The organism is Veillonella sp. S13054-11 (assembly GCF_002959795.1).
Classification (GTDB): Bacteria; Bacillota; Negativicutes; order Veillonellales; family Veillonellaceae; genus Veillonella; species Veillonella parvula_E.
In genome coordinates this window covers 277726-304024 of the sequence record NZ_PPCY01000002.1, presented here as the reverse complement: position 1 = coordinate 304024, position 26299 = coordinate 277726, and the positions used below count along the sequence as shown (strand labels likewise).

Sequence of the window (26299 nt, the reverse complement as noted above, 5' to 3'; positions counted from 1 at the left end):
GGTGAAAAGAACCCCTGGCGGGGAGTGAAAGAGAACCTGAAACCGTATGTCTACAAACAGTCGAAGTCTGTATATATATCAGGACGACGGCGTGCCTATTGAAGAATGAACCGACGAGTTACTGTTGCTAGCGAGGTTAAGTGGAAAACATGGAGCCGCAGCGAAAGCGAGTCTGAACAGGGCGTTCAGTTAGTAATAGTAGACCCGAAACCGTAGTGATCTATCCATGGCCAGGTTGAAGCACAGGTAAAATTGTGTGGAGGACCGAACTCGTGAGCGTTGAAAAGCTTTGGGATGAGTTGTGGATAGGGGTGAAATGCCAATCGAACACGGAGATAGCTGGTTCTCCCCGAAATAGCTTTAGGGCTAGCCTCGAGGTAGAGAGTATAGGCGGTAGAGCACTGATCGGGCTAGGGGCCATACCGGTTACCGAACCTAGTCAAACTACGAATGGCTATACTTATACTCGGGAGTCAGACAGTGAATGATAAGGTCCATTGTCAAGAGGGAAACAGCCCAGAACACCGACTAAGGTCCCCAATGTTACACTAAGTGGCGAAGGATGTGGAATTTCCAAAACAACCAGGATGTTGGCTTAGAAGCAGCCACCATTTAAAGAGTGCGTAATAGCTCACTGGTCGAGAGACTCTGCGCCGAAAATGTCCGGGGCTAAAGTGTAAAACCGAAGTCGTGTCATATGCAGCAATGTATATGGGTAGGGGAGCGTTCTCATCGGGCTGAAGCAGTACCGTAAGGAGTTGTGGACTGATGAGAAGTGAGAATGTCGGTATGAGTAGCGAAAAGAATGGTGAGAATCCATTCCACCGAAAGCCTAAGGGTTCCTGAGCAACGATCGTCGTCTCAGGGTAAGTCGGGACCTAAGCCGAGGCGGAATAGCGTAGGCGATGGACAACAGGTTGAAATTCCTGTACCGGTGTGAATCGTTTGATCGATGGAGTGACACAGTAAGGTAGGTCAGCACGCGATTGGAAGAGCGTGTTTAAGCAGGTAGGTTGAGCTATAGGCAAATCCGTAGCTCTAAAAGCTGAGATGTGATGACGAGTGACTAGCAATAGTCGCGAAGTGATTGATCCTACACTGTCGAGAAAAGCTTCTAGGTAGAGACACATCGCCCGTACCAAAACCGACACAGGTAGGCGGGGAGAGAATCCTAAGGTGCGCGGGAAAACCCTCGTTAAGGAACTCGGCAAAATGCCTCCGTAACTTCGGGAAAAGGAGGACTCATGTAGTGTGAAGAGCAGAAGCGCTTGGAGCATGAATGAGTGGCACAAGAGAGGCGCAAGCGACTGTTTACCACAAACACAGGTGCCTGCTAAAGCGAAAGCTGATGTATAGGTGCTGACACCTGCCCGGTGCTGGAAGGTTAAGAGGAGGGGTTAGACTTCGGTCGAAGCTCTGAATTGAAGCCCCAGTAAACGGCGGCCGTAACTATAACGGTCCTAAGGTAGCGAAATTCCTTGTCGGGTAAGTTCCGACCCGCACGAAAGGTGTAACGACTTGCGCACTGTCTCAACGAGGGACCCGGTGAAATTGAAGTACCTGTGAAGATGCAGGTTACCCGCGACTGGACAGAAAGACCCCATGGAGCTTTACTGCAACCTAAGATTGAACTTAGTTAATGAATGTACAGGATAGGTGGGAGACGTAGAACCTAGGACGCCAGTTTTAGGGGAGTCGCTGTTGGGATACCACCCTTTCATTAATTGATTTCTAACGGGCCGAGTAACGACCGGCCGGACAGTCTTAGGCGGGCAGTTTGACTGGGGCGGTCGCCTCCAAAAGAGTAACGGAGGCGCCCAAAGGTTCCCTCAGAGCGGACGGAAATCGCTCGAAGAGTGTAAAGGCAGAAGGGAGCTTGACTGCGAGACGGACAGGTCGAGCAGGGACGAAAGTCGGGCTTAGTGATCCGGTGGTGCCGAGTGGAAGGGCCATCGCTCAACGGATAAAAGCTACCCTGGGGATAACAGGCTAATCTCTCCCAAGAGTCCATATCGACGGGGAGGTTTGGCACCTCGATGTCGGCTCATCACATCCTGGGGCTGAAGTAGGTCCCAAGGGTTCGGCTGTTCGCCGATTAAAGTGGTACGTGAGCTGGGTTCAGAACGTCGTGAGACAGTTCGGTCCCTATCCATCGCGGGCGGAAGAAACTTGAAGGGGGCTGCTCCTAGTACGAGAGGACCGGAGTGGACGAACCGCTGGTGTACCAATTATCCTGCCAAGGGTACAGTTGGGTAGCTACGTTCGGGACGGATAAACGCTGAAAGCATCTAAGCGTGAAACCAGCCTTGAGATGAGGTTTCTCATAGCAAAAGCTAGTAAGATCCCATGTAGACGACATGGTAGATAGGCCAGGTGTGGAAGAGCCGTGAGGTTTGGAGCTGACTGGTACTAATCGATCGAGGGCTTTACTTAAGCAGCGTAACCAACTTGAAGGAGCAACGCGACGCACAAGTTGCGTGGAGTCGCTTACGTCGAAACGTAAGATTTCACGATGTGAAATCCACAGGCTTCGACGCAATCCTCTAGACGTGTACTTTGAGTATGGGACGCAACATACAACAAAACATTAAGCAGAATGTGCAACAAATATATATATAACTTCTATGTGGTTTTCAGAGTACAAACTCTGACAGATTCAGTGGCGATAGCTATGAGGATCCACCTGTTCCCATCTCGAACACAGTAGTTAAGCTCATAAACGCCGAAAGTACTTGGCTGGAGACGGCCTGGGAGGATAGGAAGTCGCTGATTGAAGCATACAATAGAGGGTCAACCCAAAAGGGTTGGCCCTCTATTTTTGTGCTCTAATGAGCACATTCTAATTCCTTCTAGAGCCGTTTTCAGGCAAGGTTGTAGAAGTATGGTCTATGTGTATTAATCAATAAGACGGCGTGGGAAAAGTAGGGCAGTAGAAGATGGAGGAGTGAAACGACGACAGATTCACTGCATCACTTTCTTCCGAACGTAAGATTTACCGAACTGCGAAGCAGTGAAGGAAAATCCACAGTGAGGAAGCAAGTAGGGCAAGGGAAAAGTAATTAGGATTAAACGAAGTATGGGGCCCACACATCACCTTCTTCCGAACGTAAGATTTACCGAACTGCGAAGCAGTGAAGGAAAATCCACAGTGAGGATTGATAGGAAGCCGCTGATTAAGCTAAAGGCACACCTGAGGGTGTGTCTTTTTTTGTATATGGCTTCCTATCCTCCCAGGGGGACCTGGTAAGCAGGGCAAGTTAAAGGTAAAAAGAATAAAACGACGACAGATTCACTGCATCGCTTAGTTCATTATTTTTTAATTATATTATCAATTAATTGATAATATAATTAATGAAGGTCTAATTATAAATTTTAATAATTACTATTTATTACATATTCTATTCATGCATAGAATTATCACTTTTTTATATAGGTCCCTATCTAGCCTAGTAAATACGTGCTTTATAGCTATCTTTCTGATATTTAATAATATACCAAAATGTACCAAAAATTACTCGTTTTAATTATATTTCATATCACTTTCACTATGTTTTCACGAACTATCTATATACTAGCTATAGTTGATTGAGATCAACTAAGGAAATGGAGGTCTACTACTAATAACTTTTACCTGTCCCTTTTACAAATAATACAAACAACACAAAACAATACAACACATAAAACAACACTTAAATACACAACAATACTCTCCCTGTGTATAAACAAAACAATACATATACAAAACTCTCTAATTATATATACCATCTCCCGTATATATAAAGGTAAAAGTTAAGTAGACATAAGAGCCCTTGAAAGAGGGCTCTTTTCCTTTAATATTTCTTATTATTTATTGATTAATAAGCCTATATTTCTTGACATAGTATGTAATATTTGTTAAACTAATCAAGTATCAAGCAAAGCTTGATGAATATAGGGGTATAGCTCAATTGGTAGAGTAGCGGTCTCCAAAACCGTTGGTTGTGGGTTCAAGTCCTACTGCCCCTGCCAAAATTTGGATGGCGGTCTTCGGGCCGCATGTCCATAAAATTACTCAAAAAATATTAAAAAATGCTTGCGTAGCCGCAATCATTATGTTAATATAAGTGAGTACCTTGTACATGACTCAGTAGCTCAGCTGGATAGAGCGTTTGACTACGAATCAAAAGGCCAGGGGTTCGAATCCCTTCTGGGTCACCAAATTAAAGCATCACAGTAATGTGGTGCTTTTTTATTTTGCTTTTTATATGTATATAAAGGACCCTACATATTTATGTAGGGTCCTTTTATGAGCTAATGATCTTTATTTAATTAACTAAGTTTTATTATTTCGCATGTGGCTGATCTGATTCAGCTACTACGTTAACGACAATTTCTTGATCTGCAGAAATAAGATTCATAATGATGGGGATTGGCTGTTCGATGGCTTCAGCTATACTTTTAATTTGTCGCATTGCAACAGGATAAGGTGTTGTTCCATCGCTTTGAAATAATTCTTCCAATTGGGTGATTTCTGCTTGACTTAGATTCGATTTATTTGCGAATTCTTCAACTGTCATATTATGTTGTTCGCGATAGCTTTTAATGATTTCACCGATATACATAATCGCCTCCACTTGAATTATATTAATACATTTTTATTTTATGTGAAAGTTCGATAAAACTCAAGTTAGATTGAAATGATACTTCATATTATTGATACATAATGGTTTTATATTATAAGATGAACATATAATGATACTGATATATATGGAAATGAAAAGAGGTTTGCTATGAAGACGAATAGAAAACAACTTTTAATTGTTTATATATGTTTAGCATTAGGGGCTTGGAGTGCTAGCGCTGGAATCAGCTTTAGTCAATCAAATAGAGATACGAATCAAACGCGTCGAGATAATACGATAATACAGCATAAGTCTGAAAAAACTGTTGACGATTCTGACCAAGGCAGTCCTGTTATTGCATCGTATTACAAAGATGGCAAAAAAAAGAAGAAAAAGAGTACTGCTGCTGATGAGACTAAGCTTTCAGAGAAACAAAAAGCAACTAAAGAATTGAATGAACATTCTTGGGTAGAAGAAGCGGGAAAACATCCCTTACCGTATGCGGTTGTGGAAGGGAACGCGGTCAGTGAAGAAGAGTTAGCCCACTGGTGGAAGGTTTTTAATGATCCCGTATTGGATCAATTAATTGATTTGACCCTCAAAAATAATCGGCAGTTAGAGGTAGCTCGTTCTCGAGTTAGACAAGGACGGTTACAGTTGGGTATTGCTGAAGCACAGCGATTACCTTGGCTAGATGCTTCCGGTTCATGGTCGGCTAATAGAGGTCAGGGTGAATGGGATTCAGACCGAGAAGCGATAAAGAATTTACCTATATCTGATAAGATGACGAGAAATGTAGAAACCGGTAAATTGGGAATTGATGCGCGATGGGAAATTGATATATTCGGAAGACAAAAAGCAAAATCACGTGCTGCATCGAATTCGTTACAAGCATCACAGGCGGATTTATATTCCACCTGGGTATCTTTGAGCGCGGAAACCGCATTACAGTATATGTCGTTAAGAACTTTACAGGAGCAATTGCGCATAACAGAAGATGATGTGAAGCGTCAACAGGAAGCGTTGGAACTGATTAAGATAAATAATCAGTCTGGTATTATTAATGAATTACCTGTGCAACAGGCTACATATGCATTATCTCAGACTCAAGCGGAGATTCCTTCATTAAAGAAAAATATAGCTTCCACAATGGCTGCTCTTTCTATATTGACAGGAACAGTTCCAGGCGAGATTGACGGGTTATTGATGGAAAATACTTCATTACCTACGGTGAATCCACACATATTTATCGGCATACCGGCGGAAGCTTTACGACAACGGCCTGATATTCAGGCGGCGGAACGACGTATTGCGGCGCAACAACAGAAAACCAAGGCTGCAAAGGCTGATCTTAAACCTAGATTTTCACTAAATGGCAGTATAGGCTTGGAGTCGTTTTCATCGGGAGGTCTTATTTCGGCTATCGGTAAAATGATAGGAATAGGACCATCTATCACTATGCCTATTTTCAATGCCGGTGCTATTCGTAAGAATATAAAAGTACAAACGGAAAAGGAACAGGAATACTTGGCACTTTACGAAGAGACTGTTTTGAAAGCTGTAGGAGAGGTCCGAAATGCGGTAACGGATGCATCTCAGGATCATATTAAGTCCGAGGAATTGAAATCTGCTGTAGAATCTGCACAGCAAGCGGAATCTTTGGCGCAAACCAATTTTGACTCCGGTCTTAGCGATTACTTAAGTGTTCTTGATGCACGAAGAAATGTATTGTCTGCAAGGCGGCAATATATCATGAGTCGGGGGCAAGAGTTTGCTGATACCGTTCGTTTATTCAAATCCTTAGGCGGTGGTTGGGAAGCCATGGACATGGATCAGGAGGCAGAGGCGGACTCGCATGCTAAGAAATAGTGTGAGAAACGGGGAATGATTATGAAAGAGAAACTTGATGTCATTAAAGGGTGGATGGCGAATAATAGAAAAAAGTGCGCAGGTATAATGATTGCCTTTCTAATAATTTTGGGTGGAGTAAGTTATTATGCTTATAATCAATACGAAGCGTACATTGCCTCTCATCATATTGTGTTGCAAGGCAACGTGAATCTGCGTGAAGTTAATGTTGCATTTCGGGGAAGTGACCGGATTGCCAGCCTTTTGGTGGATGAAGGTGCGGTGGTGAGCCAAGGGCAGATTTTGGGGTATTTACATTCTGATGAATTGAATCTTACTGTACAGCAGGCTAAGGCTACCATTGTAGCACAGGAAGCTATAGTGGCCAAGTTGCAGGCCGGCAGTAGACCAGAAGAAATCGCTCAAGCATCGGCACGAGTTACATCTGCAGAAGCTGCGTTAGCGCAATCGAAACAGGAAGCAGAGAAGTTACGAAAATCCTATAATGCTTCAAATGGTAAGGCCGTTAGTCGACAGTCTGTAGATGATATACAGGCGAAGGTGAAAGTATCGGAAGCCAAATTAAACGAGGCTCAGCAAGCATACAATTTAGCTGTCGCAGGGCCAAGACAGGAAGATATAGCACAGGCCCAAGCCCAATTGGATGCGATGAAAAGCGAACTGGCCCGTCAGGAGTTCTTGTTGAACCAATCTGTATTAACGTCCCCGATAGACGGTATTATAACGGCCCGATTATTACAGGTCGGTGATATGGCTTCACCGAATACACCTGTATTTAAATTGGCTGAGAATACTAAGAAATGGGTTCGTGTATATGTGAACGAACGGGATTTAGGAAAAATTTATAACGGTATGGATGCAAATGTAACAACGGATACATATAAGAACGAACCGATTCACGGTACAATCGGATATATATCCTCCGTAGCGGAATTTACACCTAAATCGGTAGAAACGAAGGATGTGCGTACTACACTTGTATATGAAGTGCGGGTATATGTAGATGATCCTGATAATCGTCTCCGTTTAGGAATGCCTGCCACTGTTTCCATTGATATATAGAGGTGTGCGGTGAATGATGTATATGCAATCGAAGCGTCACAATTATATAAAGAATTTCTCCTTGTCGGAGATGATCCTATAATAGCATTGGACCATTTGGATTTTAAAATTCGAAAAGGCTGTTTAACTGCGTTGGTCGGGCCAGATGGGGCGGGGAAAACGACTTTGATTCGTTTGATAGCTGGTTTATTGGATGCCACGGCTGGTTCTTTAGAGGTCCTCGGAATGGATGTGAAAGCACATTCACAGGCAGTTCAAGATAGACTCAGTTATATGCCTCAGAAATTTGGGCTTTATGAGGAATTATCCGTCAGTGAAAACATGAATCTCTATGCAGATTTACACGGTATTCCTTTGCATGTGAGAACGAAGCGGTTTGAAAAATTACTGCATATGACAGGGCTAGCCAAATTTACTAAGCGTCAAGCCGGTAAATTGTCAGGCGGTATGAAGCAAAAGCTTAGCCTAGCTTGTACATTGGTTCGTTCTCCGGAGCTATTACTGCTCGATGAGCCTACCGTAGGGGTCGATCCATTTTCAAGGCGGGAGTTATGGGAGATCTTAGAGTCGCTGGTATGTACAGATGGAATTAGCGTACTTGTTAGCACTGCATACTTAGATGAGGCGGAGCGTTGTAAAGATGTTTTCGTCCTCAATAAGGGGCGCTTTTTAGCAACCGGGACACCGCATGAGTTGACTCAAATGTCTGAGGAACGATGCTTTCAGGTAAAGATTCCGAAGTCATTGAGCATGCGAAATGTACAGGCCGCATTGATGGATGACAGGAAATGCGTGGCGGATGCAGTTCCAGAGGCCGGTGCTGTGAGGTACATAAAAACAAAAGAAATGCTTTCGATTCCATGGCTTAATGAGTACGGTATGGAGGAAGAACCAGTTCAGAGCCGTTTGGAAGATACCTTTATGATGCTGTTAAAAGAGGATGAAATTGCCTCAAAACAAGGGGCTAAGCCTTTAGATAGTATCGATATGGATTTGGATGAAAGTGCGATAGAGAAAGAACGAAAGCATTTGTTGGCCCCCAATGAAATGGTTGAGCGTCCAGTAGAAATTTCCGTATCTCATTTGGTGAGGACATTCGGTGATTTTACGGCGGTGGCTAATACATCATTTACGGTGAAGCGCGGAGAAGTATTCGGGTTACTCGGACCAAACGGAGCAGGGAAGACGACGACATTTCGTATGTTGTGTGGATTATTGCCTGTAACGAGCGGGGATTTGCGCGTGGCCGGCATTGATGTCGTTAAATCCCGTACGGCGGCAAGAAGCAATTTCGGATATGTAGCGCAGAAGTTTTCTTTGTACGGTAATCTGTCTGTTATGGAAAACTTGAATTTTTTTGCCGGTGTGTACGGCCTTCACGGACAGAAGAAGCTTGATCGTATAGAAGCCGTTATCAGTGAGTTTCGTCTGAATGACGTGAGAGATATGATAGCCGGTGATTTGCCTGGTGGTTATAAACAGCGCTTGTCCATGGCGGCTGCCTTAATGCATGAGCCTAAAATTCTTTTCTTGGATGAGCCCACAAGTGGTATTGATCCTCTTACAAGGCGTAATTTCTGGCGACAGATTACTTCTTTATCAAAGCGAGGAACAACGATTATTATTACGACTCATTTTATGGATGAATCGGAATATTGTGACCGTATTATGATTCAGGATGCAGGAAAACTCGTTGTACTGGGAACACCTGATGAAGTTAGACGGATTGCCGGCGATGAGAATTGTACTATGGATGAAGCGTTTATCTCCGTCATACTAAAAAAACGGGAACAGGAGGATGACGTATGAACGGATTTATAAGACGGTTTTCCTCATTGGTATACAAGGAGACCTTACAAGTATTGCGCGACCCTAGCACTATTTTGTTGGGTGTTGTGCTACCTATACTACTTATTATCCTCATCGGCTCAGGGGTTACTTTGGATGTTAAACACGTGCCGATAGCAGTGGTTATGGAACGGCAAGATTCTATGACCCAGAGTGTGTATGACTCCTTATACGGCTCTGAGTACTTTCAACCTATAGCGGTTCGCGATAGAAAAACGGCGGAACTATTGATGGAAAAACGAAAGGTAGATGCCATATTGGTGATTCCACAGGACTTTTCTGCTCAAGTTATGCGTGGACAAGGGAAAGTGCAGGGGATTTACTATGGTGTCGATACTTCGGTAGCGATGAGCATAGAAAGTTATGTAAACTCAGCTATTAACTTATGGGCCGTTAAGAATATTCCGTTTATGCTACGTGGTGGATATATAACAATGAACCCTCGCATGTGGTTTAATGAGGCAAATACAAGTACCTGGTTTTTGATTCCTGGGCTCATCATGATTATCATGACGATTGTATCCGTTTTTCTTACGGCTGTCGTTATGGCTAGAGAATGGGAACGTGGTACTTTTGAGTCTTTATTCGTTACACCAGTTAAGCCTATTGAAATTATTTTGGCTAAGGTAGTGCCTTATTATGTATTGGCCATGTTGGGGCTGTTGTTTTGCCTCGGTGTTTCGTATTTCTTTTATGAAGTACCTATGCGTGGTTCCTTATGGATCATCTGCATCGTGTCCACATTGTATTTGATTGTTTCCTTAAATATGGGACTACTTATATCTGCGTTTACGAAGAAACAGTTCTTAGCTTGTCAAATGGCGTTACTTACCAGTTTTTTACCGGCGTTGATATTGACGGGGTTTTTATTTGATCCACATTCACAACCTGTGGTGATTCAATATATTTCACGGCTTTTACCTCCTACATATTTTTTAGAATTACTGAAATCATTGTTCCTAGGTGGAAATAACTGGTATTTGATTATTAAAAATAGTGCCGTATTATCGGGTTTTGCTATTTGCTTTACAATATTGACAATTTATATTACGCGGAAGAAGGTGGAATAATGAATTGGCGCCTGTATTGGAATCAAATTGTCTCCATCATATGGAAAGAGCTATTAGCCACCTTTAAAGATCCGAAAACTCGTATAATCTTACTGTTACCGGTTATTATTCAAGGGTTCCTCTTCGGTTACGCCGCAACCTATAATCTCAACAAGGTTCCCTATGTATTGATTGATGAAAGTCATACGCAGACCGCAGCTGCATTAGAATCGACTATTAATTCATCCGGTGTTTTTGAACTGTATCAATCTGCGAACTCTCCGGATATAATCGCACCACTAATAGACTCCAACAAGGTTATTATGGCGGTTATCATACCTCAGGATTTTGAAGAAAACTTAAAGCATAAACAACCTACATCTATTACTGTTATTGTAAATGGAACGAATACAATGACTTCAGGTCTTGTTGCAGCCTATATGGGGCAAATCATTTCTCAATTCAATCAGACTTGGTTAGGTGTTGATCATAAGGGAATCACGATTGAATCTCGTACCTGGTACAATGAAAATCAGCAGTCTTCATGGACTTTCTTGACAGGTCTCGTTATATTGATCAGTATGACACAAGTTATCATGTTGGGAGGCTTATCTGTGGCGAGAGAACGAGAGCAGGGGACCTTTGATCAATTATTGGTGACGCCTGTATCATCTATGCAAATTTTGATTGCAAAGTCTATACCACCCATGATAATAGGACTGTTTCAAAGTACTGTATTGTTATTAATAGCCATGTTTTGGTTTAAAGTTCCATTTCGGGGCAACATATTTCTTGTGTATGCCGTGTTGTTTACATTTATAAGTAGTAGTATTGGATTGGGGTTATCTATTTCGGCTATTGCAAAAAATATGCAGCAAGTTCTCGTATATGTTTTTGTCTTTCTTTTTCCACTAGCATTATTGTCCGGATTAATCACACCTGTACATAACATGCCGAAAATATTGCAATATCTTACATATGGAAATCCTATGCGGTTTTCTGTTGATGCAATGCGCAGGATTTATTTAGAAGGTGCAGGATTGACGGATATTTGGTTTAATTTTATTCCTATGATTATCCTAATCATTATAAGCATGTCCATAGCAGGATGGCTATTTAGAAATCGCGTTGGATAAAGCTAATGATTAGATTGTTAAACTTTTTATATTTTGTTATAACAATACGGCAGACCTATATAGCATTTTTTTATTAATAAATATGCTACTGCCGTATTGACTAAATGAATGTAGACTGTTAGAATAAAGGCATAGAAAATATCATATTTGGGAATAGGTGCTGAAAAGCATAATAGAGAAGCCGGTTAAAGGCCGGCACGGTCCCGCCACTGTATGGTCGAGCGAGTCTAAATTAAGTCACTGGGAAACTGGGAAGGCTAGATTAGCGATGACGCCGAGTCAGGAGAACTGCCTATTCAACATTCACCATTTGACCTACGAGAGATAGGGAGGAGAAGTTAATAGCTCCTTTTTACGTACCCGTAAAAAGGATTTTTTAGTTCTATTGAATCTAAATTGCATTATAGTTGATTTAGATTTTAGTTCTATACGACCTAAATGTCGTGCTATGGTCATGGTGGATTACCTTTTTGGTATTACCAGCATGACATATGTTATGACTGTTAATATATTTTATGGTAAATGTAGGGCATGCATTTATTCATCATCATCCTAAAAAAGAGGCTGACCCAGGGTTCTAGTAGTTCGGATTCTGGGTCAGTCTCTTTTTATTTTGCAAATATTAATTATCGGTAAGATCTTTTAGATAGAGGTCTGTAGCGTTAAGCTTTAGATGAAGTGTAAATAGATATAGAATCGTAGAATAATTAAGAGCTTTTAGATTTAGAATTTGCTTTGGGTTTACATAAATCGTAAGGTGTAATTAGATAGTTGTTTTTCTTTGAATCTATTTTTAGATGTATGAATTTTAAGTCATTTAAAAAAAATGATTGACGATGAATTCCATACATGATATTATTATTTCAGTTGAGACGCGGGAGTGGCGGAATTGGCAGACGCACCAGACTTAGGATCTGGCGCCTTACGGCGTGGGGGTTCAAGTCCCTTCTCCCGCACCAACTTTATTGCACCTTTAGAGGTGTATTTTTTTTGCCTAAAATTAAGTAGTTAATGTGGATATTCATATCGATAAACACTTGTAATTTAATAGTAGGGTAGGTACAGAATTATCTACTACATTATATGTTATAATAAATGAGTTAGAACTATTTAATTAATACAATCATAGTAATACTATATGGTGCAGTATGAATAATACATTAACAAAACTGCTTTCACAGAACCCATCCTTTGTGGATGGGCTAAACGCATTTCAGCGTAAAGGAAAGTCAGTCATATATGGGCTTAGTGGATCTCAAAAGAGTTTTCTCTTAAGTCAATCTTTTTCTGCAGGTCTTACAAAACCTGTAGTCATCGTAGTCCATGATAAGGACCATAAAGAGATGTGGGAACGGGACTTAGCTTTTTTTATGCCTAATGTGCCAGTCTTATCCTTTCCTTTAACAGATCATGTAGACTTTACAACTGTAGCACGTAGTCTTGAAAATCAAGGTGCACAAATGCGAGCATTAGCATTATTAGCATGGCAAGAGCCGGCAGTAGTCATTGCCAATGCTGAAGAGGTTACACAATATGTTGTATCCCCTCATTATTTAAAGGGGCAATCGTTGCATTTTGCTTTGAATGATGCAATTGAACGTGATGTAGCTCTTGAACAGCTCGTAACAATTGGATATGAACGCGTAGACCAGGTGGAACAACGTGGTCATTTTGCTGTGCGCGGAGATATTTTGGATATTTATCCTGTAAATAGTGATCATCCGATTCGTATTGAATTCTTTGGAGATGAGATTGATACATTGCGTTTCTTTTCCGTAGAGAATCAACGTTCTATTGAACAAATCGAATCCTATACGGTGACGCCTTTCTTTCTTGGTCAAAGTGATGCGGACAGTACTTTATTATCTTATGTGAAAGATGGCACTTTGATTTATGACGAGCCAGGTCGTATTCAAGAGGCGTTAAAGAAATTCTTAAAAGAAGATCCTACACATCGGAAAAATCATTGTGATTGGAATGAACTACAACGCACTGTAGATGCTACGAATCAAGTAGCTTTCACATTTATGCAACAACGTTCTATTGGTCTCACTGGATTTAACCCTATTGGTATTCAAGGGAAGACGATGACGAGCTTTGAGCGTCAAATTCCCCTATTAACAGATGAAATTAAACAATGGCATCGTTTAAATCATCAAGTGGTACTCGTACTAAATAATCAGCAACGACGAGAAGGTATTGAGCGCGCCCTTGAAGGGGAGAATATTGCATTTATTCATAGTGATACATGGATAGCAAAGCCGAACACCGTCGTTATTTTAAAGGGCTTATTAACAGATGGTTTTGAATTGCCCAATAGCCATCTCGTAGTTGTCGTAGAAGGTAATATTTACGGACAACAAAAACGCAAGCTTCGTAATAAGCCTAAAAAGGGCCAAGAAATCAATTATTTTACAGATTTAACGCCTGGTGACTATGTAGTACATAATATGCATGGTATCGGCAAGTATATTGGTCTTAAAACAATTGAGACGGAAGGCATTCACCGCGATTATATTGAGATTGCTTATGCTGGAACGGACAAACTGTTCTTACCAGCTAATAATTTAGATCAACTGCAAAAATATATTGGCAACGAAGGTGATGTGCCACGTATTAATAAGATGGGTGGCCGTGACTGGAGCAAGGTTGTTACAAAGGCAAAAAAATCTATTGATGATTTAGCAGATAAACTCGTTGAGATATATGCACAACGAGAAATCACAGAAGGTTTTGCATTCTTGCCAGATCAACCATGGCAGCAAGAGTTTGAAGATGCATTCCCCTATGAGGAAACAGAAGACCAATTACAGGCTACCGCAGAGATTAAAGAATCCATGGAAAGACCTGTTCCTATGGATCGCTTGCTCGCTGGTGATGTAGGTTTTGGTAAAACGGAAGTGGCTATGCGCGCCATTTTCAAGGCTGTTATGAGCGGAAAACAAGTAGCAGTACTTGTACCGACTACGGTTTTAGCACAGCAACATTTCCAAACTTTTTTGAATCGCTTTGCTCCATTTGGGGTGAAAGTAGATGTGCTTAATCGATTCCGAACTACATCAGAGAAAAAACAAATTCTTAAAGGCGTAGAGGATGGATCTATTGATGTTCTTATTGGAACTCATTCATTACTTAACAAAAAGGTGGTATTCAAAGACTTAGGTATGCTTGTTGTAGACGAGGAGCAACGTTTTGGGGTAGCACAAAAAGAAAAGTGGAAAGAGTGGGCTAGCAATATCGATGTACTCACTTTGAGTGCTACACCGATTCCGCGGACTTTACATATGTCCCTCGTTGGCGTTCGAGAAATGTCTGTTATCAATACTCCGCCAGAGGAGCGTTTGCCTGTTCAAACCTATGTGGTGGAATATGATATGAATCTCATAGCAGATGCTATCAAACGAGAACTTGCAAGAGGTGGACAGGTTTATTTCGTATATAATCGGGTCGCATCCATTAATCACATGGGAGAACTATTAGAATCTGCATTACCTGGCTTGCGTTATGCTATTGCTCATGGACAGATGACAGGCCGTCAAATTGAGGAGATTATGACCGATTTCTATGAAGGCCATTATGATGTACTCTTGTCCACGAGCATTATTGAAACCGGTTTAGATATTCCTAATGCAAATACTATCATCATTTATGATGCGGATCGCTTAGGTTTATCTCAACTATACCAAATGCGAGGTCGGGTAGGACGCTCTCGTAGACGTGCTTATGCATACTTTATGTATCGGCCAGATAAAATACTTTCAGAGGCAGCTGAAAAGCGTTTAAAAGCCATAGAGGAGTTTACCGAGCTCGGCGCAGGATTTAAGTTAGCCATGCGAGATTTAGAGATTCGCGGTGCTGGTAATCTCTTAGGTTCACAGCAACATGGTAATATCGCATCTGTCGGCTTTGGTATGTACGTGAGCATGTTAGAAGAAGCGATTGCAAAGGCTCAAAATAAAGAAGTTGAGCGAGATGTATCCATTGATCCAGCTATCGACTTAGAGGTAGATGCGTTTATTGATGATGTGTATATCAAAGATAGTGCTCGTAAGATTTCTGTATACCAACGATTGTTACATATTAAATCTAAAGAGCAACTCGACGATATGACGGATGAGCTCATTGACCGCTTCGGTACACCAACCGACCCAGTAGACCGTTTGTTGCGTATTGCTCAAATTAAGGAGCAAGCACGTCTACTGGGCATTAAGAGTATCGTCCGTAGAGATAAGCAGCTCACCATCCATTGGTATGACGATTCTAAAATGGCCGATTGGGACATGGGGGCTGTACGAGAAGATTTATGGAAAAAAATGAAGTTTATGGACACCAAGCCAGCCACATTATATGTGAATCTTAATGGCATGAAAGGTTCTGTTTTGACCATTACGGAAGCGGTGATAAAGGCTCTTAGCCACAAGTCACCGACTAAGGAGGGCCTATGAATCGATTTTTAAAAGGAGCCATGATTTTAACCTTAGCCGGTATTATCGTGAAGGTCATCGGTGCGTTTAGTAAGGTTCTTATTGCACGGATTTTAGGTGGTGAAGGAATTGGCCTATATATGATGGCCTATCCAATCTATCAAATTATCGTTAGTATTTCTGCTGCAGGTATTCCTGTAGCCATATCTATTATGATTGCAGAGAAACTTGCTAATGATGATATGCGAGGCGTACAACAAGTATTTTCCGTATCTTTAAGGGTACTCGCTATATTAGGGCTGGTATTTAGTTTGGCCTTATATGGTAGTGCGCAATGGCTCGTAGACAATCAAATCATCACCGATCCACGTGCTTTAATTGCTATTCAGCTATTATCTCCAGCCATTTTTGTAGTGACCATCCTGAGCTGTTTTAGAGGGTATTTCCAAGGTTTCCAGTATATGGTGCCTACTGGTACGAGTCAAGTATTTGAACAAATCTTTCGCGTGTCTTCTATGGTAGGTTTGGCATACTACTTCATTGATCGTGGACTCCATTTGGCGGCAGGTGGTGCGACCTTTGCTACATTCCCAGGCGTATTGGCAGGGTTACTGGTATTAATTTATTTTTACTACCGACAACGTAATGTTCGAGAGAAGATGCTTTCACAACAGAATCCTAATGCTATTTGTGAAAGTAATGGCACCGTAGTTAAACGCTTGTTTAGCCTTGCTATACCTGTTTCTATGGCGAATATTATGCTTCCTATGGTATCACTCATTGATACATTTATCGTCCCAAAACGATTGATGGATATTGGATACTATCTCAATGAAGCAACCACACAATTTGGCTATTTAACGGGTATGGCAACATCGCTGATTGGGTTGCCAATTATTCTAACTACGTCCTTAGCCGCTAGTCTTGTACCAGCCGTATCTGAGGCCCATACTCAAGGTGATGTACATCGCATCGTGAAACGAGCGGAAACGGCGATTAAAATTGCTAATATGTTTACGATTCCAGCCTGTATTGGTCTCTGTGTGCTAGCTACGCCAATATCGCAATTAATATATGCAACACCCCACGCAGGGCCTGTTATTGCTGTTATTAGCTTGAGTATTGTGTTCCTCGGTTGGCAGCAGGTTACTGCAGGTGTTTTACAAGGGTTAGGAAGGACAGTAATTCCTATGGTATCGATTTTTATCGGCTTATTAGTGAAGACATTCTTAGATTATGAGTTGACAGGCAGTGTTGAGTTGGGCATTAATGGTGCGGCTTGGGCGACGAATTTAAACTTTGCTATTGCAGCGCTTATTAATTATATTTTTGTAAAAAGATATGTAGGTTCGGTACTGAACACATTAGAGTTATTAAAAATAATAGTATCTGCCATGGCCATGGGCGGTGCTACACAAGTCATCTATGTGAGCACTGTTGATTTATTAGGCAATGGTGGCGCTGTGGCTGCAGCAATTGTAGTGGCTATTTTTGTATATGGTTTATCGTTATGGCTTACTAAAGCTGTCGTAAAAGATGATATATACCATTTCCCAATCATAGGCAAGCGCTTACAAGCTCGACGCAATAGGGAGGAAGCAAAGCTATATGAAGAACAATATTGATATTCAACCTTTAGTCGATGTAGTGAAAACTTTGCGTGCACCAAATGGCTGTCCTTGGGATCAAAAGCAAACGCATGAATCTTTACGCCGCTATTTTATAGAAGAGACTTACGAAGTAGTAGATGCCATTGATAATAAAGATATGCCAAATCTTCGTGAAGAGTTAGGTGATGTATTATTGCAAGTTGTCTTTCACAGTCAATTGGCAGAGGAGGCTGGTCATTTTACACTTCAAGACGTAATTAATGATGTCGCTGAAAAAATGATTCGTCGTCATCCTCGTGTTTTTAGCCCAGAAAATGATGAAAAATCATACACTTGGGATGAATTAAAGGCACAAGAAAAGAAAAATATTCAAAATTCTGTATTGGATGGTGTATCGAAAAGTTTACCTGCTTTAATGGCGGCTTATAAACTCCAAGAAAAGGCTGCAAAGCTAGGATTTGACTGGGACGAGCTTGATCCTGTTTGGGCTAAAGTTTCCGAAGAAATGGGGGAATTTAAGGAGGCTATTGACCAAAATGATAGAGAAAATATGGAAAAAGAAGCAGGAGATGTGCTTTTTTCCTTGATTAATCTATTCAGATGGTATAAAATAAGCGGTGAAAATGCACTAAATCGCACAAACACAAAGTTCCGACAGCGTTTTTTACATGTAGAAGCTTGTGTTAACCAAAGCGATCGCTCATGGGAAGACTTTTCATTAGCTGAGCTCGATGCTTTTTGGGAGGAGGCTAAAGTGCAGGAAAAGTAACCTAGAGGTTTATACACTTCTAAGGTATTGTAATTTTAAGGAGGTTCTGTCATGAACAAAACAGAATTAATCGCAAGTGTTGCACAAAAAACTGAATTAACTAAAAAAGATGCTGAAAAAGCAGTAAAAGCTGTATTTGACACAGTAGCTCAAGAATTAGCAGCTGGTGGCAAAGTACAAGTTATCGGCTTCGGTACTTTCGAAGTTCGTGAACGCGCAGCTCGTGAAGGCCGTAACCCACAAAACGGTAAAACTATCACAATTGCAGCTTCCAAATCCCCTGCATTCAAAGCTGGTAAAGGTTTGAAAGAACAAGTTAACGCTGCAAAAGCTAAAAAACGCAAAAAATAATCCATATTGGATGTGAAAGAGACCTTTCGAGGTCTCTTTTTTTTATCTATTTATGGTATAATGCACAGAGAAAGGGTGCATTATGAATAACGAAACATCAAGGAAGGTTCTCATTGTGTCTGCCTCAATCGGCACTGGACATATGCAAGCCGCAAGAGCCATAGAAGAATATTGGAAAGAAAAAGAGCCACAAGCATCAATTACCCATGTTGATTTTCTTGATACAGAAACTATGTCTGTAGAGCATTTAATTAAGGGTACCTATATCAAGATGATTGACGTATTCCCCATGCTCTATGATATGATTTATCGCGTATCGAAAGGGGAAAAACGAGGTACCATTATGCAAACCGCATTGTCGTACCTACTTAAAAGCCGCATGCTTAAACTAGTACAACAAGAAGAGCCAGATGTAATGGTCTTTACACATCCATTTCCTTGTGGGGCGGCATCGATTTTAAAACGTCAAGGTCATATAGATGTACCACTAGTGGCTATTATGACAGACTTTAGTAGTCATCAGTTTTGGCTCTATCCACAGATTGATGTTTACTATGTTGCAACAGAATCTATGGTACCTGAAATGGTAGCTTCAGGTATCGATGAATCTCGTATTCATGTATCTGGCATTCCTGTGCGGCGATCTTTTTTCCGTGATGCTATTGAAGAGTATAGCTTAGAGGAACCTGTGAAAGTTCTTGTTATGGGTGGTGGCCTGGGTTTAGGCTCTCTTGAGACGGCTTTAAAACATCTAGATGAAGTAAATGGTATTGGTGAAATTACCGTTGTAGCTGGACAAAATACGTCTCTTTACGAATCGTTAGTTGTCCTTAGTGAATCTATGAAGACGAAGACTACCGTATATGGTTATACTACCAATATTTCTGAGCTCATGAAATCATCGTCTTTGCTCGTCACAAAACCTGGTGCATTGACCTGTATGGAGGCTGTTACAATCGGATTGCCAATGGTATTCTTTAATGCTATCCCAGGGCAGGAAGAGGCAAATGCAGAATTGTTAGAGCAACGGGGATGTGCTCGTTGGGCTCGCGATATTCACAACTTAGAAGATGTGGTAACTGCACTGTTAATTAATTCTCCGCGACTTCAACAAATGTCTGAACGTGCTCGCGAATGGCATGTGGATGGGGCTGCTGATATCGTAAATAGTCTCATTGAAATTTTAGATGCTAGTGCACAAGATGAGCTTGTGAAAGCTCAAGAGGCAATTAGCTAACCAATATAGAAAAAGCGATGACCTAAAGGGCCATCGCTTTTTTCTATTGATACTGTTCAATATGTTCTTTTCGAAGTTTTTGTAATGTAACTAAGAAAGCATCCGTACTTTCTGCACCATCCAATAGATCTTTTAATTGGTAAGAGTCATCAAGGGTAACACTCCATTGGAAGGAGTCGTTATCGTCGTACACATTGAATACGACTGGTGTCTCTAAGTCCTCTGGCATATAGCCGTCATCATCGGACACAGTTGCATACGTGCCATCCTCTAAGAGCTCAGTAAATAATGTGTCATACCCATCAATGTCGATAAGTTCAAAGTTGATACTTTCATAAAAGTCTAAAACCATATCCGTCGCCATGTGGACCTCCTCATGAATATATATGTTACGTTTATTCTACTGAGGGCGCCTGTTACTGTCAATGGTAATGTGTAGTATAATAAATAACAGAATTACAAAATAGGAGCGGAATATGAACGTTATTAGTTTACAGAACATAGAGAAATCATATGGCACAAGGCTACTGTTTAAAGAGGTGAGTATGACTTTTACCACGGAAAAACGATTAGGTCTTGTGGGCATCAACGGAACGGGTAAGTCTACATTTCTAAAAATATTAGCAGGACAAATGGAAGCTGATAAAGGCACCATTGAGCGTAATGGTAAGGCTAGCATTTATTACTTAGCGCAGACACCTGATTTTGATGCGGAAGCTACTTTGCTTGAGGCCGTTCTTGATGGAAATCATCCTCGGTTGCAAATGGTAAAAGTCTTTGAACGTATTAGTCGTGAGTATCGCCAAATGCAAGAGTCTGGTAAAGACGATGCTAAAATATCTCGCAACTATATGAATGCACTGGAGCAAATGGATCAGCAAGACGGGTGGCAAGTAGAGCAAGAGGCGCGCATTATTTTATCTAAATTGGGCTTTCCTGATGTGGAGCAAAAGGTAGCTATGTTATCAGGAGGGCAAAAGCGTCGTCTTGCATTGGGGCAAGCATTGCTATATCCATGTGATCTTTTATTACTAGATGAGCCGACTAACCATTTGGATGAAGATAGTATTGATTGGCTAGAGTCGTATTTGAGTGTACGTCAAGGAGGATTATTAATCAGTACCCATGATAGATATTTCCTCGATTCCGTATGTAATGGTATTTTAGAGCTATCAAATCGTCATATGTATCAATACGATGGCAATTATGAAGAATTTATTGCCTTGAAAGCTGATCGAGAGGCTCGTGAAGCTGCTACGGAAGAAAAACGACGTCAATTTTTAAAGCGGGAAATCGAATGGGTACGTCGTGGTGCTCTGGCAAGAACTACAAAACAAAAGGCTCGTCTTGACCGTTACGAAAAATTAAAGAATATGGAGAAAACCCGTCGTCCGGATCAAATGGATCCTATTGCGCTGAAGACACGTTTAGGAAAAACCATCTTTGATATTGAGCATTTAGAGTTTTATTTTGATGAACGTCCTATGATTAAGGACTTTACCTATCACGTGGTACGCCATGATCGTATCGGTATAGTAGGGCCCAATGGTGTTGGTAAGTCTACCTTTATGAATATCCTTGATGGCACCTACGAAGCGACGAGAGGTACTATTGGTAAAGGTGAGACCGTTCGTATTGCTCATTTTAAACAAGAGCTACCTGAATTTGATGAAGATATGCGCGTTCTCGATTATATTCGTGAGGACCACTCTTATATGGTGCTCGGTGATGGATCTACATTGAGCGCAGGACAAATCCTTGAGCGATTCCTTTTTACCCCAGAATTACATGGTGTACCGATTCGAAAACTCTCTGGCGGGGAACGTCGTCGTTTATACCTCTTAAAATTGTTGATGAGCGCCCCTAACGTATTATTGCTGGACGAACCGACGAATGATCTTGATATTCCAACATTGGAGGTATTAGAGGATTTCCTTGACTCCTTTAGTGGCGTCATCATCACCGTTTGCCACGATCGGTACTTCCTAGACCGCGTAGTGGATAAACTGTTTGTTTTTACCGGCGATGGACATATTGAAATCGTTCATGGCTCGTATTCTGACTACAAAGATGCTCTTGATGAAAGTAGTGGCAGCAAGCGCCCATTCTATATGCCAAATGATAATATACCGGCTAATTCCAAAGTGGTACGAGCTGTAGTAGGTGGAGAGGCTGATAGCGATGACTCTGTTGATAATCAATCTAATAGGGTAGATACCCTTGGAAATGATAATGTTGTTGCTGGTGATAAAACAGATACTTTCAAAGAAATACCAAAGAAGGGTCTCAATAAAGCAGAAGAAGCGGAGTATGCCAAAATTATGGATGAATTGCCTAAGCTAGAACATTTAGTGAAGGGCCTCGATGTTATGATAAGCCAAGTGGCTACTGATTATGAAAAAATGCAGTCACTGATGGAGGAACGAGAAGAAACACAGACTCAAATAGATGCGCTCACTGAACGGTGGATGGAATTAGAGGAACGCCTATAATTCCTTTTATCATGCTATTTTTTAATATCTGTTATGCAAAGGAATTACGTGTAAGTTTATTGATAAAACTCACAATGTATAGTATAATTTCTACGATTAACGATAACAACGTTACCTAAGTAGGAGGAACTCATGAGTAAGTACCAATTTTTAGACCGTCGCGTGCCAATTGAAGACGGAAATATTGCATTAGTACAAGATTTAACTAAATGTAAAAACTGCTCCTTATGTCGTAAAGCTTGTGCTGTAGACATGGGTGTATTTGATTATTATGATTTAACAACAAATGGGGATCATCCAATTTGTATTCATTGTGGTCAATGTGCGTCTATTTGCCCATTTGATTCCATTAATGAGCGCTCTGAAATTGATGAAGTAAAAGCAGCTATTGCTGACCCTAATAAAATCGTCATTTTCCAAACTGCGCCTGCCGTACGTGTTGGTTTAGGCGAGGAATTTGGCCTTGAGGCTGGTACGTTTGTAGAAGGTAAAATGGTGGCTGCTCTTCGTAAATTGGGTGGCGACTATATTCTTGATACAAACTTTGGTGCGGACATGACTATCATGGAAGAAGCATCTGAGTTATTAGAACGCGTTATTAATAGTGATGCAGTATTGCCTCAATTCACATCTTGTTGTCCTGCTTGGGTTAAGTTTGCGGAAACATTCTATCCAGAATTCTTGCCAAACCTATCTACGGCTAAGAGCCCAATTGCTATGCAAGCGCCTACACAAAAAACATATTTTGCTGAAAAAATGGGCCTTGATGCAAAACAAATTGTTGCCGTTGCAGTAACACCATGTACAGCTAAGAAGTTTGAGATTCGTCGCGATGAAATGAATTCCTCTGCGGAATACTGGGATACACCAGAAATGCGCGATACAGACTACTGTATTACTACACGGGAACTTGCAAAATGGTTGCGCGCAGAAGAAATCAACTTTGATGATCTTGAAGATTCTGCTTTTGACCCATTGATGGGTGAAGCTTCTGGTGGTGGTATCATTTTCGGTAACACTGGTGGCGTTATGGAAGCGGCTATGCGTGCGGCTTACAAGATGGCGACAGGTGAAGATGCACCTCAAACATTGATTCCATTTGAAGCTATTCGCGGCATGGATGGTGCTCGCGAAGCAGACGTAGTGATTGGGGATAAAACATTACACGTAGCGGCAGTTCATGGTACAGGTAACTTGCGTAAGTTCATCGAACACATGCGTGCAGAAAATATCCATTATGACTTTATCGAAGTAATGGCTTGTCGTGGTGGCTGTATCGGTGGTGGTGGACAACCACGCGTTAAATTGCCGATGGCTGACAAAGCTCGTGAAGCTCGCATTGCTTCCTTGTATACTCGCGATGCAGAAGTAACTGTAAAAGCTGCTTGTGATAATCCAGATATCCAAAAATTGTATGCTGAGTTCTTTGATGGCAAACCTATGAGCCACAAAGCACATCACATGTTACATACTACCTTTGTAAATCGTTCTGAAGATTTAGGCCCTAATGGCGCTTGTACGCCTGCTACATGCCCTACATCCGTGCCTAATTTGAAAAAGGCGGCAGAGGCGGCTAAAGCGGCAGCGGAAGCTAATAGCTAAGAAATATATAGCAGATAGTTGATATGTTAGTCAGCTATCTGCTTTTTTATCTATTTTATATAGTGGAAATATAGTCAATAAAAGCTTTCACAGATGTAGATTCTATATATGCCATATACGCATAGGGGTTAAAATATAGAGATTGGTAAATTGGTTTAGGAATTACCTGTAGTATGCTATAATTAAATTGTTATTATAGAAGCAATCAATACTGGTTCGGGAGGATCTTCATGGCTTTTAAATTAAAAGGAAAAGAAGAAAAATTTTTCAGTATTTTGGAAAAGCATGCTGCACTAACTTATGAAAGTGCGGAAATGATGGAACGCGTGTTTAAGGGGGATATCTCTAAGGAAGAGGCATTTCTTGAAATTGATACAAAGGAAAAAGCTGCCGATGAATTAGTAAATGAAACTGTAGAGCGTTTACGTAAAACATTTATCACTCCAATGGATCGTGAGGATATTCAGCTTTTGATTGACCAACTGGATACTACATTGGATAATATCAAAGAAATCATGGATAAAATGGTTATGTATCACGTTGGAAAACCAAGTGATGGTGCTATTCGCATGAGTGAAATTGTTGTTAAATGCGTTAAGCATATCAACAAATCCATTGGTTATATGGGTAGTCTTAAAAAGGATCATGTGAAGGTAGAGGGGCGTGTTCACCAAGTATTGAAACTTGAGTCTGAAGCGGATAATATTTATCATGAAGAAATGGCTAAGCTCTTTACAGAGTGTACAGATCCAATTGAAATTATCAAATGGAAGGAAATCCTTAGCGCTATGGAAGATGTAATCGATGGCTGCGAAGATTTGGTTGGTACATTCCGCCGGGTAGTATTGAAGTATGCTTGATGCTCATTATTTAGTATGGCTAGTTGTATTTTTAGCATTAGCCTTTGACTATATCAATGGCTTTCATGATACGGCGAATGCCATTGCCACATCCGTTTCTACACGAGCTATTGAGCCTAAAAAGGCAATTATGATGACCGCTGCTCTCAATTTTTTGGGTGCAATGGTTAGTACAGGTGTTGCAAAGACTATCGGTGGTGATATAGTAATGTCGCCATCCCTTATCGATAGTGGTATTATTTCTGCAGCCCTTATCGGTGCTATCACATGGAATCTTTTAACCTGGTATTGGGGAATCCCAAGTTCCTCATCCCATGCTTTGATTGGTGGTATCATCGGTGCTGTGGGCTGGTCTGTAGGATTTGACGCTTTGAATGAGGCGGGGATTTTAAAAATCTTTTTGTCTCTTATTTTATCTCCGATTGTAGCCATGATTGGTGGCTATATTGTGATGAAAGTATTGTTGCTTATTTTCGGTAGATTTTCTCCAATTGCTTTAAATGATCGATTTAGATCCATGCAAATTGTATCAGCTATTATGATGGCATTTTCTCATGGCTCTAATGATGCACAAAAAGCGATGGGGATAATCACATTAACCTTACTTAGCGGTGGTTTCATCGATACATTAGATGTACCGATTTGGGTAAAACTTTGTTGTGCTACTGCAATGGCTATGGGGACTGCTGTAGGCGGTTGGAAAATTATCTCTACAATGGGTACCAAGATTTTCAAACTAGAAACTATTAATGGGTTCGCTGCTGATTTAAACTCGGCGATTACTATTTTTACAGCTACATTCTTACATTTGCCTGTAAGTACTACACACGTAGTAAGTGGTTCTTTACTAGGTGTAGGCTCTTCTAAACGCATTAAAGCCGTTAACTGGGGCGTAGCAAGATCTATGGTTATGGCTTGGTTTGTAACGATTCCATTATCTGGCATCGTTGCCGCTATTGCTTATGAAGTAGGTCACTTACTATTTGGCTAATTCATATACTTTTTATTACAGTAAAAAAGACTGCAAACGCAGTCTTTTTTGTTTGTCAAAATATTCTTCCTATATTGTCATATTTATAAATAATTTGCTTTTCTATTTTAAAATTCTATTTATTATATATGTACGTGATAGTTTCTAAATAATCTAAAAATATAGAAATAAACTGATTTGTAAATACTATATTCTATAAAAGAGATTTATCTATATTTGGCAACATTAATGTTACAATTCAAGTTGAATAGGGGAAAATACTTATAAATATGTGTTTTATTGATTATGCATTTTACTAATAAATGAAGTTTATTACTTGTTTATAGGCTGTTAAGAGGTTGTTTAAAGTGAATGGCTATTGCATACTTATGTATCGGAGGTTATACTATCGGTAGAAG

Annotated in this window: 16 protein-coding genes, 3 tRNA genes, 2 rRNA genes, 1 pseudogene and 1 riboswitch; of the genes and pseudogenes, 20 read left to right on the top strand and 2 right to left on the bottom strand. The window is 40.8% G+C overall.

All coding sequences use genetic code 11. From position 1 onward, the window contains the following. The 4 genes from VPHSUH08_RS03410 to VPHSUH08_RS03395 all read left to right on the top strand — a co-directional run. Positions 1-2433 (top strand): 23S ribosomal RNA (locus tag VPHSUH08_RS03410); the annotation flags it as partial. 222 nt (positions 2434-2655) lie between these two features. Further along, positions 2656-2772, top strand: a 5S ribosomal RNA gene (gene rrf / locus VPHSUH08_RS03405). A 1160-nt stretch (positions 2773-3932) separates the two neighbouring features. Then, a tRNA-Trp gene (locus tag VPHSUH08_RS03400) sits at positions 3933-4008 on the top strand. A 112-nt stretch (positions 4009-4120) separates the two neighbouring features. After that, positions 4121-4197, top strand: a tRNA-Arg gene (locus tag VPHSUH08_RS03395). A gap of 125 nt (positions 4198-4322) precedes the next feature. Here the strand turns inward: VPHSUH08_RS03395 and VPHSUH08_RS03390 are convergent. Beyond that, on the bottom strand, positions 4323-4601 hold the full coding sequence (locus tag VPHSUH08_RS03390; RefSeq protein WP_004696724.1) for a helix-turn-helix transcriptional regulator: 279 nt from the start codon (positions 4599-4601) through the stop codon (positions 4323-4325). Positions 4602-4769: 168 nt separating this feature from the next. Here VPHSUH08_RS03390 and VPHSUH08_RS03385 point away from each other — a divergent pair, with 168 nt between their 5' ends. The 12 genes and pseudogenes from VPHSUH08_RS03385 to VPHSUH08_RS03335 all read left to right on the top strand — a co-directional run bounded on the left by VPHSUH08_RS03385 (position 4770) and on the right by VPHSUH08_RS03335 (position 19956). Then, complete coding sequence (locus VPHSUH08_RS03385; protein WP_024061123.1) at positions 4770-6470, top strand: efflux transporter outer membrane subunit; 1701 nt, start codon at positions 4770-4772, stop codon at positions 6468-6470. 87 nt (positions 6471-6557) lie between these two features. Further along, a complete protein-coding gene (locus VPHSUH08_RS03380) occupies positions 6558-7532 on the top strand; it encodes an efflux RND transporter periplasmic adaptor subunit (protein ID WP_233189867.1) in 975 nt (324 codons plus the stop codon). Between the two features lie 111 nt (positions 7533-7643). Beyond that, positions 7644-8129 (top strand): annotated as a pseudogene (locus VPHSUH08_RS09645) (ABC transporter ATP-binding protein); the annotation flags it as partial. A gap of 105 nt (positions 8130-8234) precedes the next feature. Continuing rightward, positions 8235-9341, top strand: a complete 1107-nt coding sequence (locus tag VPHSUH08_RS09640; protein ID WP_369907482.1) for an ABC transporter ATP-binding protein — start codon at positions 8235-8237, stop codon at positions 9339-9341. Further along, a complete protein-coding gene (locus VPHSUH08_RS03370; protein WP_101928791.1) occupies positions 9338-10450 on the top strand; it encodes an ABC transporter permease in 1113 nt (370 codons plus the stop codon). The genes VPHSUH08_RS09640 and VPHSUH08_RS03370 overlap by 4 nt, the downstream gene beginning before the upstream one ends. Beyond that, the gene (locus VPHSUH08_RS03365) at positions 10450-11565 is read left to right on the top strand and encodes an ABC transporter permease (protein WP_008714445.1); all 1116 of its coding nucleotides are present in this window, start codon (positions 10450-10452) and stop codon (positions 11563-11565) included. The genes VPHSUH08_RS03370 and VPHSUH08_RS03365 overlap by 1 nt, the downstream gene beginning before the upstream one ends. Before the next feature lie 138 nt (positions 11566-11703). Beyond that, positions 11704-11876, top strand: a riboswitch (cobalamin riboswitch). Positions 11877-12439: 563 nt separating this feature from the next. Continuing rightward, positions 12440-12524: transfer RNA gene (locus VPHSUH08_RS03360), tRNA-Leu, on the top strand. Between the two features lie 189 nt (positions 12525-12713). Continuing rightward, on the top strand, positions 12714-16010 hold the full coding sequence (gene mfd / locus VPHSUH08_RS03355) for a transcription-repair coupling factor (RefSeq protein WP_105086719.1): 3297 nt from the start codon (positions 12714-12716) through the stop codon (positions 16008-16010). Beyond that, entirely contained in the window at positions 16007-17614 is a 1608-nt protein-coding gene (locus tag VPHSUH08_RS03350) for a polysaccharide biosynthesis protein (protein ID WP_008601619.1), read from the top strand. The genes mfd and VPHSUH08_RS03350 overlap by 4 nt, the downstream gene beginning before the upstream one ends. Further along, positions 17598-18368, top strand: a complete 771-nt coding sequence (mazG, locus tag VPHSUH08_RS03345) for a nucleoside triphosphate pyrophosphohydrolase (protein ID WP_008601616.1) — start codon at positions 17598-17600, stop codon at positions 18366-18368. The genes VPHSUH08_RS03350 and mazG overlap by 17 nt, the downstream gene beginning before the upstream one ends. Positions 18369-18419: 51 nt before the next feature. Then, complete coding sequence (locus tag VPHSUH08_RS03340; protein WP_004696710.1) at positions 18420-18719, top strand: HU family DNA-binding protein; 300 nt, start codon at positions 18420-18422, stop codon at positions 18717-18719. Positions 18720-18801: 82 nt separating this feature from the next. Next, the gene (locus tag VPHSUH08_RS03335; RefSeq protein ID WP_008714438.1) at positions 18802-19956 is read left to right on the top strand and encodes a glycosyltransferase; all 1155 of its coding nucleotides are present in this window, start codon (positions 18802-18804) and stop codon (positions 19954-19956) included. Between the two features lie 43 nt (positions 19957-19999). On the opposite strand, the gene VPHSUH08_RS03330 is transcribed toward VPHSUH08_RS03335, so the two are convergent. Further along, positions 20000-20320 (bottom strand): hypothetical protein, encoded by a 321-nt coding sequence (locus tag VPHSUH08_RS03330; RefSeq protein ID WP_008714437.1) that lies wholly within the window; start codon positions 20318-20320, stop codon positions 20000-20002. Between the two features lie 112 nt (positions 20321-20432). On the opposite strand from VPHSUH08_RS03330, the gene VPHSUH08_RS03325 reads away from it, so the two are divergent. The 4 genes from VPHSUH08_RS03325 to VPHSUH08_RS03310 all read left to right on the top strand — a co-directional run bounded on the left by VPHSUH08_RS03325 (position 20433) and on the right by VPHSUH08_RS03310 (position 25901). Beyond that, positions 20433-22448 carry an ABC-F family ATP-binding cassette domain-containing protein gene (locus tag VPHSUH08_RS03325; protein ID WP_105086718.1) on the top strand — a complete coding sequence of 672 codons (2016 nt, stop codon included), beginning with the start codon at positions 20433-20435 and terminating at the stop codon, positions 22446-22448. Between the two features lie 132 nt (positions 22449-22580). Then, positions 22581-24050, top strand: a complete 1470-nt coding sequence (locus VPHSUH08_RS03320) for a [FeFe] hydrogenase, group A (RefSeq protein ID WP_008714435.1) — start codon at positions 22581-22583, stop codon at positions 24048-24050. A gap of 230 nt (positions 24051-24280) precedes the next feature. Then, the gene (locus VPHSUH08_RS03315; RefSeq protein WP_004697557.1) at positions 24281-24910 is read left to right on the top strand and encodes a DUF47 domain-containing protein; all 630 of its coding nucleotides are present in this window, start codon (positions 24281-24283) and stop codon (positions 24908-24910) included. Further along, the gene (locus VPHSUH08_RS03310) at positions 24903-25901 is read left to right on the top strand and encodes an inorganic phosphate transporter (RefSeq protein ID WP_008601598.1); all 999 of its coding nucleotides are present in this window, start codon (positions 24903-24905) and stop codon (positions 25899-25901) included. Before VPHSUH08_RS03315 ends, VPHSUH08_RS03310 begins: the two co-directional genes overlap by 8 nt. The last annotated feature ends 398 nt before the right edge of the window (positions 25902-26299 follow it).